The organism is Carnobacterium divergens, from assembly GCF_900258435.1.
Classification (GTDB): Bacteria; Bacillota; Bacilli; order Lactobacillales; family Carnobacteriaceae; genus Carnobacterium; species Carnobacterium divergens_A.
The window spans coordinates 1596115-1612730 of the sequence record NZ_LT992558.1; the positions used below are offsets into that span (position 1 = coordinate 1596115).

The following is a 16616-nucleotide window of genomic DNA, read 5'->3' on the forward strand; positions in this document are numbered from 1 at the left end:
AATGGAAAATACAATGAAAAAAAATCAGTTAAAAGAGTTATTAGGAAAACTAGGTCCGGTTCTTGCACTACTTGTTTTAATGGTCATTGTCACCATTTTAAACCCGAATTTTATAGCACCTATTAACTTGTTGAATTTATTACGACAAGTATCGGTAAATGCGTTGATTGCTTTTGGTATGACCTTTGTCATCTTGACAGGAGGGATTGATTTATCTGTTGGGTCAACATTAGCATTAAGTGGAGCATTAGTGGCTGGCATGATTGCCAGCGGTTTAGATCCGATATTAGCGATGATTATTGGAGTAGTTATAGGTGGCGTTTTAGGTGCAGTCAATGGCTTGTTAATTACTAAAGGCAAAATGGCTCCTTTTATTGCAACGTTAGCAACAATGACGATTTACCGTGGGGCAACACTAGTCTATACCGACGGAAACCCAATTACGGGAATTGGCGATAGCTTTATTTTCAAATTTATTGGACGTGGTTACTTATTTAATATCCCAGTTCCTGTTATTTTAATGGCAATTGCTTTTATTCTATTATATGTCTTATTACACAAAATGACATTCGGTCGTAAAACCTATGCAATCGGTGGGAATGAAAAAGCTTCTTATATTGCGGGAATTAAAATTGATAAAGTTAAAACATTGATTTATTCATTATCAGGAATGATGGCTTCAGTTGCTGGAATTATCATCACATCACGTTTAAACTCAGCCCAGCCTACTGCGGGACAAGCCTATGAAATGGATGCTATTGCTGCAGTCGTATTAGGAGGAACCAGTCTTTCTGGCGGGAAGGGACGTATTTTTGGGACATTGATCGGTGCGTTGATTATTGGAACGTTAAATAATGGTCTGAATTTGTTAGGTGTTTCTAGCTTTTACCAACAAATTGTTAAAGGTATTGTGATTATCATCGCGGTTTTATTGGATAGAAAGAAAAAATAACGGAGGGATAACAAATGAAAAAAACAATCGCATTATTCCTTGTCAGTATGCTGGTTTTGTCAGGTTGTAAAATAGCAACCTTAGAAGGCGAAAATGTGAAGGAGCTTAAACCTGTAAAGAAAGCTGAAAATCAATTGGTTGTGGGGGTTTCTTTATCAACCTTGAATAATCCGTTTTTCGTTTCTGTTAAAGAAGGGATTAGTGACTTGGCAAAGGAACATGATACGACAGTAAAAATAGTCGATGCCCAAGATGACTCAGTTAAACAAAGCAACGATATTACCGATTTGATTCAACAAAATGTAGATGTCCTTTTGATTAATCCCGTAGATTCTTTTGCAATTGCTCCAGCTGTTGAATCTGCGAATCAAGCCAATATTCCTGTCATTGCTATTGATCGAAGCAGTGAATCAGGCAAGTTGTTAAGTCTTGTGGCTTCGAATAATAGCGAAGGCGGCAAGATGGCTGGGGAGTATCTTGAAAGAGTGAGTGGCAAAAAAGCATTAGTTGGAGAATTACAGGGCGTGCCAGGAGCTTCAGCGACCAGAGAGCGAGGCAAAGGGTTTGAAGATTATGCAAAAGAACATTTAACCGTTGTTGCCAAACAAACAGCTAACTTTGACCGAGCAAAAGGGTTAACGGTTATGGAAAATATGCTCCAATCAAATCCTGAAGTAACGGCTATTTTTGCTCAAAATGATGAAATGGCGCTAGGAGCAATCGAGGCGATTGAAGCAGCAGGAAAAAAAGAGATTAAAGTGATTGGTTTTGATGGAACAGAAGATGGTTTAAAAGCCATTAAATCTGGAAAATTAGATGCGACCGTCGCTCAAAAGCCAACTGAAATGGGGCGTCTTGCCTTGCAAACGGCCTATGATTTCTTTAATTTAAAAGACGTTCAAGCAAAAGTAGACTCACCGCTTGAATTAATTGAAAAAAGTAAATAAGATTCAAAAGGATTCTATTCAGTTAGAATCCTTTTTTATTTCATGAGAGGTTAACCATTGAATCAACTGATGATAAACCGCTAATGCTTTTGAATTTTTAGGGTTTTTATCAAAATCATGAGGTTCATTTTCAACAGATACAAATTGATTTATTGGGATTTTTTTAGCTAAGGATTCTCCAATTTCATAAGGAACATCCTCGTCAGTAGTACTTTGAGCTAAAAAGGTCGGAGGCAATGACAGAAGATCCGTATCGGTTAGAGAATAGTTTTTTGCTTGTAAAATTGCTGGTAAAACCATGTCTAACCAACGACCAGACTGTCTTGCGTACATATAAATTCCATAACGCTCTTCAATTGCACCAAAAGCAAGAGGTTTATTTCCAATAATTGCATTTTTTAGTTCCACTGAAACTGTAGGGAAATGCAAATAGTACGGGCTTGGTTTTGAGTAAAAAGAAGCATTAATTGATTCATACCCGTAAAAACTAATTAACGTTTTAGGCTGAGGGAGCGTTTGATCTTTGCAAACTAAAAAAGCTAGATAAGCGCCGGCTGAGCGACCGAATAAATGAAAATCCGAAAAAGAAAGCTTTAACTCTGAAGCTGCAACCTTATGGAACCATTGAATTCCTTGCTTGATGGAGGCTACTATTTCAGGTAAAGTGGTTTCAGGTGCCAATGGATAGTCAAAAGTTAAAAAATTGTATCCAGCTTTATGAAAAAGGTCGATATAATCAGCAGGCAAATCCTTGCGACTGCCCCAAACAAGCCCACCACCATGAATGTAAAGAATGGTTTGACTGTCTTTAGAATGTGTTGCTGGGTAGAAAGTAGCCATTAAAGGAAGTCCTTGTAAGGTACTATACGTAAATTCTTGATAATCCATTTATTTTCCTCCTTAAGAATCATTCTATCTTTATTGTAAAGGATGGGAGAAAAGGAATGATATAGCAACAATATCTAAAAAAGAGAAGATAATTGTTTGTTATGAACAAAAAGACATAAGACTATTTAGCGTGTTTATACAATGTAATTCAATTGATAAGCGCTTACAATAAGAAGTGTAGTAAGAAAGCTTATAAAAGAAAGGATAGATGATAGATGATGGATTTAACAAAAGAAGTGGCAGAAAATGTTAAATGGCTTTCAAATATAGGAGCAGATCCAACTGGAGGAACCACGCGCTTGTTGTATTCTGATTTCTGGTTAGAAGCTCAAAATGGTGTAAAACAAAAGCTTTCTGATATTGGAATGGTCACAAGTTTTGATGCAATAGGCAATCTTTTCGGTCGTTTGGAAGGAAGCAAGTATCCAAATGAAACCATTTTAACAGGCTCACATATTGACACTGTGGTAAATGGTGGGAAATTAGATGGACAATTTGGTGTGATTTCTTCTTATTTGGCAGTTAAGTATTTAAAAGAACAATACGGAACACCTCTTCGTTCGCTTGAAGTGATTTCAATGGCAGAAGAAGAAGGAAGCCGTTTTCCATTTGCTTTTTGGGGAAGTAAAAATTTGATGGGTCTTGCAAAAAAAGAAGACGTATCTGAAATAGCCGATTTTAATGGAGTGAAATTTGTTGAGGCTATGAGAAACGCTGGTTTTGATTTTAAAGATGAAGAAGAAACGCTTCGTAAAGATATTAAAGCCTTCTTGGAAATTCATATCGAACAAGGAAATGTATTAGAATTAGAAAATAAATCAGTCGGCGTGGTGACAAGCATCGTCGGTCAAAAGCGCTATACAATGATTTTAAAAGGTCAAGCAAATCATGCCGGAACCACTCCAATGAAGTATCGAAAAGACGCGATTTATGGATTTAGTAAAATCTGTTCCCAATCCATTGATAAAGCACGATTAGTTGGAGAACCATTGGTACTGACTTTTGGAAAAGTAGAGCCAAAACCCAATACTGTGAATGTTGTTCCTGGAGAAGTTTTGTTCACAATGGATTGCCGTCATACAGATCAAAACGTTCTAAATGACTTTACAGCGGAGATTGAAGAAGATATGCACCAAATTGCTGATGAATTAGGTTTAGAGTTAACCGTGGATTTATGGATGGACGAAACACCGATTCCAATGGATAAAAAAATGATTGAGGTTATTAAAAAGGTAGCTGAAAAAGAAGGCATCAATTATCGTATGATGCACAGTGGCGCGGGTCATGATTCTCAAATTATTGCCCCTCAAATACCAACAGGTATGATTTTTGTACCAAGTATTGATGGCATTAGTCACAATCCAGCAGAAGACACGAAATTAGAAGATTTAGTTGAAGGTGTTAAAACAATGGCGTTAGCTTTGTATGAGCTAGCTTACGTAGATTAAAAGGAGTGAAGGGTATGGAGAATAGTCAAGCAATCAAACAAAAAGGAATGGAATACTGGAAACAAATCATTGTCATGTTGTGTTTAGGGTGGGCCATTATTTGGGTATATCGTTCAGCACTATCCCCAATTTTCCCAGAGTTAAATGCTTCATTAGGTGGTGGAATTAGTGATGCTTCACTAGGAGCCATCTCAAGTTTTTATTTCTTTGGCTATACAGGAATGCAAATTCCAGCTGGGATTTTAGTTGATAAATTTGGTAAGAAAATGGTCTTGATTCCAGGGTTTACGTTATTTGCTTTAGCAGCTATTTTAATAGCAAATGCCAATGGGATTACGATGGTTTATGCAGGTAGTTTGTTAGCTGGGATTGGTTGTGGCTCTTACTATGGGTCAGCATACTCGTTATCATCAGAAAGTATCCCCGCAGAACGTCGTGGTCTTTCAACCGCAATTATTAATAGTGGTTCAGCAATCGGAATGGGTATTGGTTTAATTTTATCAAGTTTACTAGTAAAACAATTGCATTTGCCTTGGCAAATTATGATGTATTTAGTGGCTGGTCTTGTTATTTTAATTATGATTGCCTTTGTTAAAGTCATTCGTTCAACACCAGATGAGGTAATTCAAAAAAGTTCTAAAACAAAAATTGAACATGCACCAGAAGACAAAGTTTCAATGAAACGTCTATTTGCACCTAATATGATTGCTTCTTATATTTTATATTTTGCAACTTGTTATGGTTACTATATGGTTGTTACCTGGTTGCCATCTTTCTTACAACAAGAGCGCGGATTCCAAGGCGTTGCAATTGGTTTTTCAGCAGCATTAGTGGCTTTTTCAGCAATTCCAGGAGCGCTATTTTTCAGTCGCCTATCCGATAAGTTTCAATCTAAAAAAATTCATTTTATTGTTGTGTTGGAGTTATTAGCTGCAGTTATGCTTGTTTTAACTGTTTTAGCACCAACTTCAGGGATTTTATTAGTGGGCTTAATTTTGTATGGATTACTTGGAAAATTAGCTGTAGAACCCATTATTATTTCGTATATTGCGGATACAGCACCTAAAAAAGGCTATGGAACAACTTTTGGCGTCTTCAACTTCTTCGGAATGAGTTCATCTGTACTAGCTCCTTGGGTAACAGGATTGATTTCGGATGCTACTGGATCTAAAGTAAATGGATTTTATTTATCAGCCTTAATCATGGTTGTAGGAACTGTTTTATTCTTAGTAGCTAATTTAATGATGCGTAATAAAGAAAATGCTTAACTGGAATGGATGACTAAAAATAGTCGTCCATTTCCTAATCAAAAAATAACAAAGTGAGGTTTTTAAAGTGGGTTATAAAAATAATCGGATTGGTTATAGTGATGAATTATTAGCATCACGTTCAATTATTAGAAGAGGAAATTTTGCATTGATTCCACCAGACGGACTAGTAAAAAATACAGTTCCTGGTTTTGAAGACTGTGAGTTATCTATTCTTTCAACACCAAAATTAGGCGCAACCTTTGTAGACTATATTGTAACAATGTTGCCAAATGGTAGAAATGAACTAGGATTTGGAGAAGAAGGTGTTGAAACCTTTGTTTACGTGTTAGATGGAAAAGTTAAAATAAGCGATGGTGAAACCGAATACATTCATACAACTGGTGGTTATGTTTATCTACCAGCGGGTAAAAAAATGTATTTAGAAAACGTAAATGGAGCAAATAGTGAATTATTTTTATATAAAAAGCGTTACGAAGCGATTGCTGGTCATACAGCCCATGTGGTGAGTGGCAATACAAATGAAATGGCAGCAGAACATTATGAAGGAATGTCAGATGTTTTATTAACGGATTTATTGCCAAAAGAGTTAGGTTTTGATATGAATTTCCATATTCTTTCATTTAAACCAGGAGCAAGTCATGGTTATATTGAAACGCATGTTCAAGAACATGGCGCATATATGTTATCAGGTTCAGGTGTTTATGTACTGGATAATGAATGGATTCCAATTCAAAAAGGCGATTATTTATTTATGGGCGCATACGTGCCACAAGCAACATATGCAGTAGGACGTGACGAAAGCTTTAGTTATTTATACTCAAAAGATTGCAATCGTGATGCACAAATTTAATTAAAGAAGGCGGATTTTTGACATGACAGAATTAGAAATGGTAAAAATAACAAAAGAGGAACTTCACCAGTTGATTCAAAAAAAATTAGAAAAAGCAGGCTTATCCAGTATTCATGCGGATACTGTAGCAGATACACTAGCTTTCGCTGATTCAAGAGGAATCCATTCTCATGGCGCAGTTCGTGTCGATTATTATGCAGAACGCATTGCAAAAGGTGGGACGAATTTAGCGCCTAAATTTAAATTTAATCAAACCGGACCAAGTGTCGGTGTTTTTGAAGCAGATAATGGAGTCGGTCATTTTGCAGCAAATGAGGCTTTAAAAGAAGCGATTACTCTTGCAAAAGAAACAGGTATCGGAGTTGTCGGTGTCCATCAAATGGGACATAGTGGGGCCTTAGCTTATTTTGTTAAACAAGCTGCTGAACAAGACATGATTGCCCTATCTGTTTGTCAATCCGATCCGATGGTGGTTCCTTTTGGCGGGGCAGAGCCGTATTTTGGAACAAATCCGATTGCATTTGCAACGCCGCGCTTTGGTCATTCACCAGTCGTATTTGATATGGCGACAACCGTTCAAGCGTGGGGTAAAATTTTAGATGCTCGTTCAAGAAATGTTGATATTCCAGATACGTGGGCAGTGGACGGTGAAGGAAATGCGACAACAAATCCACATGAAGTGAAAGCGCTATTGCCAATTGCTGGACCAAAAGGCTATGGCTTGATGATGATGGTGGATATTTTATCGGGTACATTATTAGGTTTGCCATTTGGGAAACATGTTTCGTCGATGTATACCGATATTACCGCGGGTAGAAACTTAGGTCAACTCCATATTGTAATCAATCCAAGCTTTTTCACTGACTTAGAGCAATTTAAAAAAGACATTAATCAAATGGTGGAAGAACTTCACGAATCAAAACCAGCTAATGGTTTTGATCAAGTGCTTTATCCAGGTGAATTGTCAGAAATTATTGAAGCTAAATATGAAAAAGAAGGCATTCCAATCGTTAAATCGATTTATGATTATTTACAAAGTGATACGATTCATTTTGATCAATACAACAAAGCAAGTGCTTTTGGTGAAAAAGTCCAATAAAAGGACTAAAGGAGGGTTTCTTTGAAACTATCAAAAAAAGAACTACATCAATTGATTCAAACTAAAATTCAACGAGCGGGTTTAAGTAAAGAACAGGCTGAAATTGTTAGTGATGTTTTAACCTTTGCAGATGCTAGAGGCATTCATTCTCATGGAGCAGTTCGGGTGGAATATTATGCGGAACGCATTGCAAAAGGTGGGATTACCAATCAACCTCATTTTGAATTCAAAAAAATAGCTCCGAGTTGTGGGATTTTTGAAGCAGACAACGGCTCAGGTCATGTAGCTGCTACTAAAGCAATGAGTGAAGCAATGAAGATGGCAAAAGAAACTGGCATAGGTGCAGTTGGTATTCGTAATATGTCTCATAGTGGGGCCTTGGCTTACTTTGTTGAAATGGCGGCTCAAGAAGATTTAGTTGCTTTGTCAGTCTGTCAGTCAGATCCAATGGTGGTTCCTTTTGGTGGTAGTGAAGCCTACTACGGGACTAATCCAATTGCATTTGCAGCACCATCAGCAGATGAACGGATGATTACTTTTGATATGGCGACAACGGTTCAAGCATGGGGAAAAGTGTTACATGCTCGATCTAAAAAAGAACCGATACCCAATACGTGGGCAGTAGATGAAACTGGCGAACCAACCACAGATCCAACCAAAGTCAATGCTTTGCTTCCAATTGCTGGACCAAAAGGATCTGGCTTAATGATGATGGTAGATATTTTATCAGGTGTTTTATTGGGTTTACCTTTTGGCAAACATGTTTCATCAATGTATCATGACTTATCCAAAGGGCGTGAATTAGGACAACTGCATATAGTGTTCAATCCAGCATTTTTTACTGATTTAACAGAATTTAAGCAAAATATCTCACAGATGTTAGATGAATTAAAAGAAATCCCTCCTGCTAATGGCTTTACTGAGGTGAATTTCCCAGGAGAACGTGGTCGTTTAAGAGAAGCGCGCTATGAAGAGTTGGGAATTGAATTAGTAGATGACATTTACACTTATTTAATCAGTAACACAATCCATGAGAATAAATACGACCATAAAAATAAATTTGCTGAGTAACTCACTCAATTAAAATGATAAGATTGCGAGGAAATAGGATATGTTACACACAATAATTAAAGAAAATGCTTATCAAGATTCAGTTGTATTAATGCTATTAACGAACAAAATCAATACGATGGACGGAATCAACCGTGTGTCCATAATGATGGCAACACCAGCGAATAAAGATATTTTTGGTGGCAGCGGTCTTAGAACCCCAGAATTAGAAGCAGCATCGGCTAACGATATGGCAATTGTATTAGACATTGAAAGTGAAGAAATTGTTCCTACTGTTTTAGAGGAAATCGATGCCTTCCTACTTTCTCAAGCAACTTCAAGCAATGAGGCTGCAGAAGAAACGATTCATACATGGGATAAAGCCATGAAAATTGGTAAGGATGCAACTATCGCAATGCTTTCTATTCCTGGAACCTATGCTGCTCTTGAAGCAGAAACCGCTCTTGATGAAGGACTAAACGTTTTTATTTTCAGTGATAATGTATCGATTGAAGATGAATTGCATTTAAAACAAAAAGCCCATGAAAAAGGCCTACTTGTTATGGGGCCAGATTGTGGTACAGGAATTATCAATGGTGTACCAATGGCATTTACAAATATTGTTCGACCAGGAAAAATCGGGATTGTTGGTGCTTCAGGAACAGGTATACAAGAAGTATCTACTTTAATTGATAAATTAGGTGCAGGTGTTACAAATGCAATCGGAACAGGTGGACGCGATTTATCAGAAAAAATTGGCGGCATCACGATGTTAGATAGCATTGCAGCTTTAGAAAAAGATGCTAATACTGAAGTAATCGTAGTTATTTCAAAACCGCCTGCAAAAGCTGTTCGTGATAAAGTTTTAGCAGCCCTTCGTAATGTGACAAAGCCTGTTGTAACGATTTTCTTAGGTGAAAAACCAACGTATCATGAAGAAAATTTATATCATGCTTATACATTAGAAGAGACCGCAAGAATTGCTGTGGACCTCTTAAATCATCAACCAATCGAAGTGATGTCTGAAGAAATTGAAATTCCAACGGTTCACTTACAGGATAGTCAAAAACACATTAAAGGGTATTATTCAGGTGGAACATTGGCTAGTGAAACCGCAATGTTGATTGCAGATGCAATGAAATTAGAAAATGGCTTAATTAAAAAAGATGGTTTTGTATTAAAAACGGATGGAAATGAAGTCATTGATTTAGGAGATGATATGTACACTCAAGGGAAACCCCATCCAATGATTGATCCAGAAAAACGAATTGAAATGATTCAGCAAGCAGCCGATGATGAAACAACTGCGATTATTTTGCTAGATGTTGTTTTAGGCTATGGTGCTCATGACGATATGGCGACAGCCTTAGCACCGACCATCAAAGAAACAATTGCAAAGGCGAAAGCAAAAGGTAGAGAATTAATTGTAATTGGTACTGTTGTGGGTACTACAAGTGATCCACAAAATTTCTTCCATCAAAAACAACTCTTAGAAGAAGCTGGCGTTTTGGTATGTGATAGCAACAATCAAGCTGTTCGTACGGCACTTGGCATCTTAGGCTTAAAAATTAATGATAGTCATAAAGAAATAAAAACAATAGAAAAAGAAACAACAAGTGAAGAATATACGCCATCTGAAAGAGTGTTAGACATGTTATCTGAAAAACCATATGTTATCAACTTGGGTTTAAAGAGCTTTTCAGATGCAATTCGTGAAAAAGGTGGGCAAGCACTTCAATTTAATTGGAAACCAGTTGCTGGTGGCGATCTTAAATTACAAAAAGTATTATACTTCTTAAATCATTACCATGCATAAGAAAAAGAAACAATCAAAAATGAATCTAGGTTAAATTATTTAGGAGGTAAAGGATATGATGACTTATCAAACAATTGACGAAGCAAATAAAGCAGTTGCTGCTAAAGTAGTGGCATCTTCTCCCTTTTTATTAGATGTGGTACCAGCAAAAGAAGTGATTCCTGTATTAAATGGGAAAGTATTGTTACACGCAGGGCCACCAATTAAATGGGGAAATATGCCAGATCCAATGAAGGGTTCTTGTATTGGAGCTGTTTTATTTGAAGAATGGGCAACAACGGAAGACGCAGCTCGCACCCTATTAGAAAGCGGACAGATTGAATTTATTCCGTGTCATCATGTGGACGCAGTAGGACCAATGGGGGGAATTACTTCTGGAAATATGCCCGTTTTTGTAGTCGAAAATAAAACGGATCATAATGTTGCATATTGTACGATGAATGAAGGCATCGGAGCTGTTTTACGTTTTGGCGCGTATTCAGATGAAGTAATTACTCGTTTACGTTGGATGCGCGATGTGTTAGGTCCGATTTTAGGCAAAGCCATTCGCACTATTGACAACGGAATGAATTTAAATGTTTTAATCGCTAAAGCGATTGCAATGGGAGATGAATTCCATCAACGTAATATTGCTGCATCCCTTGCCTTCCTTAAAGAAATGGCGCCGATTATTGTCGGTTTAGAGATTGATGAAAAAGAACGTCAAGAAGTCATCAAGTTTTTAGCAGATACGGATCAATTTTTCTTAAATATCATGATGGCTGCTAGTAAAGCAATTATGGATGGTGCCCGAATGATTCAAGAAGGTACGATTGTAACAGCGATGTGCCGAAATGGTGAAAATTTTGGTATCCGAATTAGTGGTATGGGAGATGAATGGTTTACAGGACCTGTTAATACCCCGCAAGGTCTCTACTTCACTGGTTTTTCAGGAGAAGATGCCAGCCCTGATATGGGAGATAGTGCGATTACTGAAACATTTGGAGTAGGAGGAATGGCAATGATTGCTGCTCCAGCAGTAACTCGTTTTGTCGGAACAGGTGGTTTTAACGACGCATTGGCCATCAGTAATGAAATGTTGGAAATTGTGATTGACCAAAACCCTAATTTCCCAGTACCAACTTGGGATTTCCAAGGGATTTGTCTCGGAATCGATGCTAGAAAAGTTGTTGAAACAGGGATTACTCCTGTAATTAATACAGGCATTGCAAATATTAAAGCTGGAGCAGGTCAGATTGGAGCGGGTACCGTTCATCCACCCGTTGAATGTTTTGAAAAAGCAATAGTTGCCTATGCTAAAAAACTTGGGATGGAAATTTAAAAAAGCGAGGTTCTTTAGATGAATGTAGTTTACCCACAAAAAAAATCAAGTTATCTAGGAACGTTCTTACATGAACCCTCCGTTTGGTATGTTCATAGTCTGTTTAAAAATGGTGTTAATCTATCAAATGGGACGGATCTCCTTTTTATTGGAACGGATAAAAATGGAGAATTGCCCTTTGCAGTTCATTTGAGCCAGTTTCAACTTCAAAATTTGATCCCTAAACTACGTTTAAACCAAGCTTTTACATTTCAGCAGAATGAATGGTTTAGTGAAGATCAGACCATTAGAATTTCCTTAGATTTTGCCATTGATTTTTGCTCGACAGGTACAGTACAGCCCTTCTTTAGTTCCAAGCGGTTCACTGAGTTGATGGGTAAAGCAACATTATTGACAGCGTTTAATGGTTTTGAATGTCCTCTTCCTGACACTAAAGAATTAACAGGCTACAATCAAACTTTTATCCATGCGTTTAAGCAGCTACAAACAAATGAAGAAAAGGAAATAGAATCAGGTTTACGTTATTTTATAGGTCGTGGTAAAGGGGAAACGCCATCTGGAGATGATTTGTTAGTGGGATTATTAAGTGTTGATACCGCATACCCAATCTTATCCACTAAGGTTAGAAGGATGCTAATGAAACTAATCATGAATGAAAACCTAACGACGGATATTAGCAACGCCTATTTAAAGGTGGCGTTATCTCATCAATTTAGCACCTCAATAAATGGCTTGCTAAAAGAATTGACAAAAAACAAAACAACAACATCTGAAATGGGACATTTCCTAACGGCGTTATCTAAAACAGGACATACCTCTGGTTTGGATACACTTACAGGAATGATCCTTGGTTTATTTATTAAAGAAAAACAAGTATCTGAGGAGGAAAAATAGTGGGGAAACGCGTAGTCATCGCTCTTGGAGGAAATGCTATTTTACGTCCGAATCAAGAAGCAACTTATGAAAATCAGTTAAAAAATGTACAGATTAGTTCAGATTTAATTGCAAAAGTTAAAAAAGCAGGACATAAGGTAATCGTGACTCATGGAAATGGTCCACAAGTTGGGAATATTTTGCGCCAAAATGAAGAAGCAAAAGAAGTTGTTCCTGCGCTACCAATTGATGTATGTAGTGCTGAATCCCAGGGGTTTATCGGATATATGATGGAGCAAACATTGAAGAATGCATTGCAATCAAGTGGTGAAACGGCTGGGGTTGTAACGCTGGTTACTGAAACAGAAGTGGATCCTAAAGATCCGGCATTTAATGATCCAACGAAACCGATTGGAGTCTTTTTTACAAAAGAAGAAAGCAAGCGATTAATCGCAGAAAAAAATTGGGTTATGGGAGAAGATGCGGGTCGAGGGTATCGTCGTTTAGTTCCTTCACCTAAACCAATGACTATTCATGGGGTTGAGGCCATCAAAACACTTGTTGAGCAGAATCAAATTGTTATTTGTGCAGGTGGCGGTGGAATTCCAGTAATTCGCAATCAAGATCATTTACTGGAAGGTGTCGAGGCAGTGATAGATAAAGATCGTTCTGCATTGACCTTGTCTCAACAAACCAATGCAGATGTATTTATGATTTTAACCGATGTTCCAAATGTTTATTTACATTATGGAAAGCCAAATCAATTGAAATTAGAAGAAGTAACGTTAGCAGATGCGGAAACGTATATGAGCGAAGGGCATTTTGCAGATGGCAGTATGGGACCTAAGATGGAAGCAGCGATTGCATTTGCTGCTAGTGGAAAAGAAGCCATTATTTGTTCCTTAGATGAGGCAGTTGCAGCATTAGCAGGAAATGCGGGAACTCGAATTTTACCAATTAAATAAACGTTAAAACCTCCATCATCTTTAATGGAGGTTTTAACATTTTTCTAGAACTACTCATTTTTAGGTTCAGATAAGACGAGAGCAAGACGCACCTTTAAGGAAAAGTCAGGATCATTAATCGGCATTTGAAACAAATCTTCACATTTAGCAATGCGATATTTAACAGTATTTCGATGAATAAATAAACGTTTTGAGGTTTCCGTAATTTCACATTGACATTCTAAATAAATCTTTAAGGTTTTTCGTAGTTCAATCAAGGTGTCTTCCTTAGGGAAAGCCAGAGTCTTCAAGTAAATAGTACAAAAATGGTCAATTTCATTTTTGGGAACATAGTCTAACAACTTATTGATTCCTTTTAATTGATAATAGTTCAATATGGAAGAATGTGGTCGTGCCCCGTCCTGTTGTTGAAAAATTTCTAATGCTTCGTTGTAAGAAAAATGGAGTGCGTTTAGATCAGAGACAGTATTGCCAATAAAGAAATGAAGCTCTAGAGGCAAGAGTTTTTTTAAGTGATAGTGAATTTCTTCTAGTTGCTTTGTTAGTAGATTCGTGGAGTCTTGTAAGAGAATTCCATAATAATTAGAATTTTTAATAGGAAATAAAAGTGCATTAGGAATGAGGTTTGAAAGTTGTTTTTCTAACCATTCATAAGCTAAATAGGACTGATTTTTTAGTGGCGTCTGGTTTTCAAGCGTTAGTTGAAGCGTAGCTAGTACGACTTGGTAGGCATTCGAGTCCTTAAGACCGTAATCATTTCCATAGTCTAATACATTTAAGCGTTTCTCCTCAGAAGTGGCTTCAAGAAGTTGCTGAAAAAAGTCTTCCCGCAATAGAAGGTTGCCTTCTAATAATTTTTGGTTTTTATATAACGTGTAAGATAGTACGATATTGGCTTGTTCGATTGCAAACTGAGAAAAAGGATAAGGGATTTGGTCGGCCTTAAAAATCACTAGCAAATAAGGAAAATAAGAACCCGTTTGAACAGGAAAGACTGAGACTAACAGTTGTTGTTCGGCATCGCTCTCTAAAATAAATGAGTATTCTTTTCCTAATTTTTGAGCTTCTTTAAGCTTTGGAATCATTTTCTCAAAATGAGCCGCCAAAATATGAGGCTGTTGTTTTAAATGTCTTGATTCTGCAACAACTTCCATAAAAGAGTCTACCAATAAAACCGGACGCTTTAAAATGGAGCCTAAATGTCGAATTAAAGAAGACAGCGTGGCATCTTTAATCATCATATTTGCAAATTTCTTTTGAATATCTAAGGCATAATTCAGCTTTTCTGTTTGTTGATCCCAAATGTAAGACAGCAGTTGATGGGAAATCGTTCCCAACGTAACCGTACTTGGAATTTGAAGAATTGGAAATTGAAGGTTGTCTGCAAAGGCTAAGACCATTGGATCAATATCATCTAGAAAACGACCTAATTTAATTCCAATTCCAGCAGCAGGAAGATCGTGTAGGCTTTGAATCATCTCACATAGACCAACAGGGTCATTTTCAAAGACCATTGCGGTTGTAAGTAAAAAAGAATTTTTAGGTAAAAAAAGCGCCACATCCGGCGTTTCTGAAATTTCAATGGTATCCACTACTTTGGATAAATCGGCTTGTTTATTTAATGTATGAATGGTTGAAAAACGTGGAATCGTCAAAATTTCTCCAAGAGTCGTCATAAAAGTAGTCCTCCAATCGTAAATGAATCCGTAATTTCATTCTAGCGATAGTAAATTAAAATGTCAATCGTTATTTAGTTGTTTTGAATATAATGAACACGATTGATTGTATACTTTGAATAAAGAATCACAAAGTAGGTTGTTTTATAATAGAAAGTAGTTAATCTTGTCTAAAATCGGGAGGTAGAACAATGATGAATGAAATTACAGTACCAAAAAGGACCATTATGACACCAGGTCCTGTTGAAGCAGAGCCAAGAGTTTTAAGAGCGCTTGCAACACCAATTTTAGGGCAATACGACCCTGCTTTTTTTGAAATTATGGGGGAAGTATCCACATTATTAAAATATCCTTTTGAAACTAAAAATAAACAAGCCTTTGTTGTAGATGGCACTTCAAGATCTGGTTTGGAAGCAGCGATGTTTGGCTTAATTGAAAAAGGAGACCGCGTATTGATTCCAGCATATGGTCGTTTTGGCTATTTATTTGTAGAATTGGCGGAACGCGCTGGGGCTGAGATTCAACTGATTGAAAAGGAATGGGGAGAAACCTTTGAACCCATTGAAGTTATTGAAGCCATTAAAACATTTAAGCCTAAGATTGTGGCGATGGTTCATGGGGAAACGTCAACAGGTCAAATTCAAGAATTAAAGGAAATAGGTCACTTTTGTCGAAAACAGGGCTGTCTGTTTTTAGTAGACGCAGTTGCCACCTTTGCAGGAGCGCCTGTTAAGGTAGACGAATGGTGTATCGATGTTGCCATCGGGGGTACGCAAAAATGTTTAAGTGTTCCATCAGGAATGGCTCCTATTACCTATAATAAACGAGTGGAAGCATGTTTAACTAAGCGTTATCAAATGGAACTGGGGTTGTCAGACCAATTTAGAAATGATCATTTTATTCAAAGTAATTATTTGGATTTAAGCCAAATTCAACGGTATTGGGGAGCAGAACGAATCAACCATCATACAGAAATGACTTCTATGATTTATGGGATTCATGAAGGCTTGCGAATTGTACAACAAGAAGGTCTTACTCAACGTTATGCACGACATCAATTAAATGAAAGAGCGATGATGGAGGGCTTGGTTGCAATGGGGCTTACTTTATTTGGCAACCCGAAAACGAAGATGGTCACTGTGACTTGTGTGGAAATTCCTTTTGGAGTCGATGGGGAAGCAGTTAGGGAAACGTTACTAACAGATTTTGGTGTTGAAATTGCCAGTTCGTTTGGTTCATTAAAAGGAAAAATTTGGCGGATTGGCAATATGGGTTACAGCAGTCAAAAAGCTAATGTACTTCAAACGCTAGGAGCCCTTGAAGCAGCAATTCTTTTACACGGGGGCAAGATTGAGGTCGGAAAAGCAGTTGCAAAAGCATTAGAAGTTTATCACCAATCGTAATAAAAGAAGAGCCTTTTTAAGGCTTTTTTTTTTGAAAAAAAGAAACACTTTATAAAA

Annotated in this window: 14 protein-coding genes; 12 read left to right on the forward strand and 2 right to left on the reverse strand. The window is 37.2% G+C overall.

Translation table 11 applies throughout. The annotated features are described in order from the left end of the window. The first annotated feature begins 1 nt into the window (after position 1). Together CDIMF43_RS08080 and CDIMF43_RS08085 are read left to right on the forward strand one after the other, a co-directional pair. Positions 2-952, forward strand: a complete 951-nt coding sequence (locus CDIMF43_RS08080; protein ID WP_109841710.1) for an ABC transporter permease subunit — start codon at positions 2-4, stop codon at positions 950-952. A gap of 14 nt (positions 953-966) precedes the next feature. Continuing rightward, positions 967-1899 (forward strand): D-ribose ABC transporter substrate-binding protein, encoded by a 933-nt coding sequence (locus CDIMF43_RS08085; protein ID WP_074402774.1) that lies wholly within the window; start codon positions 967-969, stop codon positions 1897-1899. An 18-nt stretch (positions 1900-1917) separates the two neighbouring features. On the opposite strand, the gene CDIMF43_RS08090 is transcribed toward CDIMF43_RS08085, so the two are convergent. Beyond that, positions 1918-2787, reverse strand: coding sequence for an alpha/beta hydrolase (locus tag CDIMF43_RS08090; protein WP_109841711.1), 870 nt, complete (start codon positions 2785-2787; stop codon positions 1918-1920). Between the two features lie 218 nt (positions 2788-3005). Here CDIMF43_RS08090 and allC point away from each other — a divergent pair, with 218 nt between their 5' ends. From allC to arcC, 9 genes are all read left to right on the forward strand, one after another. Continuing rightward, entirely contained in the window at positions 3006-4235 is a 1230-nt protein-coding gene (allC, locus tag CDIMF43_RS08095) for an allantoate deiminase (RefSeq protein ID WP_109842358.1), read from the forward strand. A 14-nt stretch (positions 4236-4249) separates the two neighbouring features. Next, on the forward strand, positions 4250-5503 hold the full coding sequence (locus CDIMF43_RS08100; RefSeq protein WP_074402772.1) for an MFS transporter: 1254 nt from the start codon (positions 4250-4252) through the stop codon (positions 5501-5503). Between the two features lie 67 nt (positions 5504-5570). Next, the gene (gene allE, locus CDIMF43_RS08105) at positions 5571-6356 is read left to right on the forward strand and encodes a (S)-ureidoglycine aminohydrolase (RefSeq protein ID WP_109841712.1); all 786 of its coding nucleotides are present in this window, start codon (positions 5571-5573) and stop codon (positions 6354-6356) included. 22 nt (positions 6357-6378) lie between these two features. Next, positions 6379-7455: an ureidoglycolate dehydrogenase gene (gene allD / locus CDIMF43_RS08110; protein ID WP_109841713.1), complete on the forward strand. Its 1077-nt coding sequence runs from the start codon at positions 6379-6381 to the stop codon at positions 7453-7455. Between the two features lie 21 nt (positions 7456-7476). Then, the gene (gene allD / locus CDIMF43_RS08115; RefSeq protein WP_109841714.1) at positions 7477-8526 is read left to right on the forward strand and encodes an ureidoglycolate dehydrogenase; all 1050 of its coding nucleotides are present in this window, start codon (positions 7477-7479) and stop codon (positions 8524-8526) included. Between the two features lie 40 nt (positions 8527-8566). Continuing rightward, on the forward strand, positions 8567-10321 hold the full coding sequence (fdrA, locus tag CDIMF43_RS08120) for an acyl-CoA synthetase FdrA (protein WP_109841715.1): 1755 nt from the start codon (positions 8567-8569) through the stop codon (positions 10319-10321). 58 nt (positions 10322-10379) lie between these two features. Further along, on the forward strand, positions 10380-11642 hold the full coding sequence (locus CDIMF43_RS08125; RefSeq protein ID WP_074403102.1) for a YlbE family protein: 1263 nt from the start codon (positions 10380-10382) through the stop codon (positions 11640-11642). 18 nt (positions 11643-11660) lie between these two features. After that, on the forward strand, positions 11661-12536 hold the full coding sequence (locus CDIMF43_RS08130; RefSeq protein WP_074402767.1) for an oxamate carbamoyltransferase subunit AllH family protein: 876 nt from the start codon (positions 11661-11663) through the stop codon (positions 12534-12536). Next, positions 12536-13480: a carbamate kinase gene (arcC, locus tag CDIMF43_RS08135; RefSeq protein WP_074402766.1), complete on the forward strand. Its 945-nt coding sequence runs from the start codon at positions 12536-12538 to the stop codon at positions 13478-13480. Before CDIMF43_RS08130 ends, arcC begins: the two co-directional genes overlap by 1 nt. Positions 13481-13530: 50 nt before the next feature. Here the strand turns inward: arcC and CDIMF43_RS08140 are convergent, their stop codons facing one another. Continuing rightward, on the reverse strand, positions 13531-15156 hold the full coding sequence (locus tag CDIMF43_RS08140; protein ID WP_074402765.1) for a PucR family transcriptional regulator: 1626 nt from the start codon (positions 15154-15156) through the stop codon (positions 13531-13533). Positions 15157-15347: 191 nt separating this feature from the next. Here CDIMF43_RS08140 and CDIMF43_RS08145 point away from each other — a divergent pair, with 191 nt between their 5' ends. Next, a complete protein-coding gene (locus tag CDIMF43_RS08145) occupies positions 15348-16559 on the forward strand; it encodes a pyridoxal-phosphate-dependent aminotransferase family protein (RefSeq protein WP_074402764.1) in 1212 nt (403 codons plus the stop codon). Positions 16560-16616 lie beyond the last annotated feature (57 nt).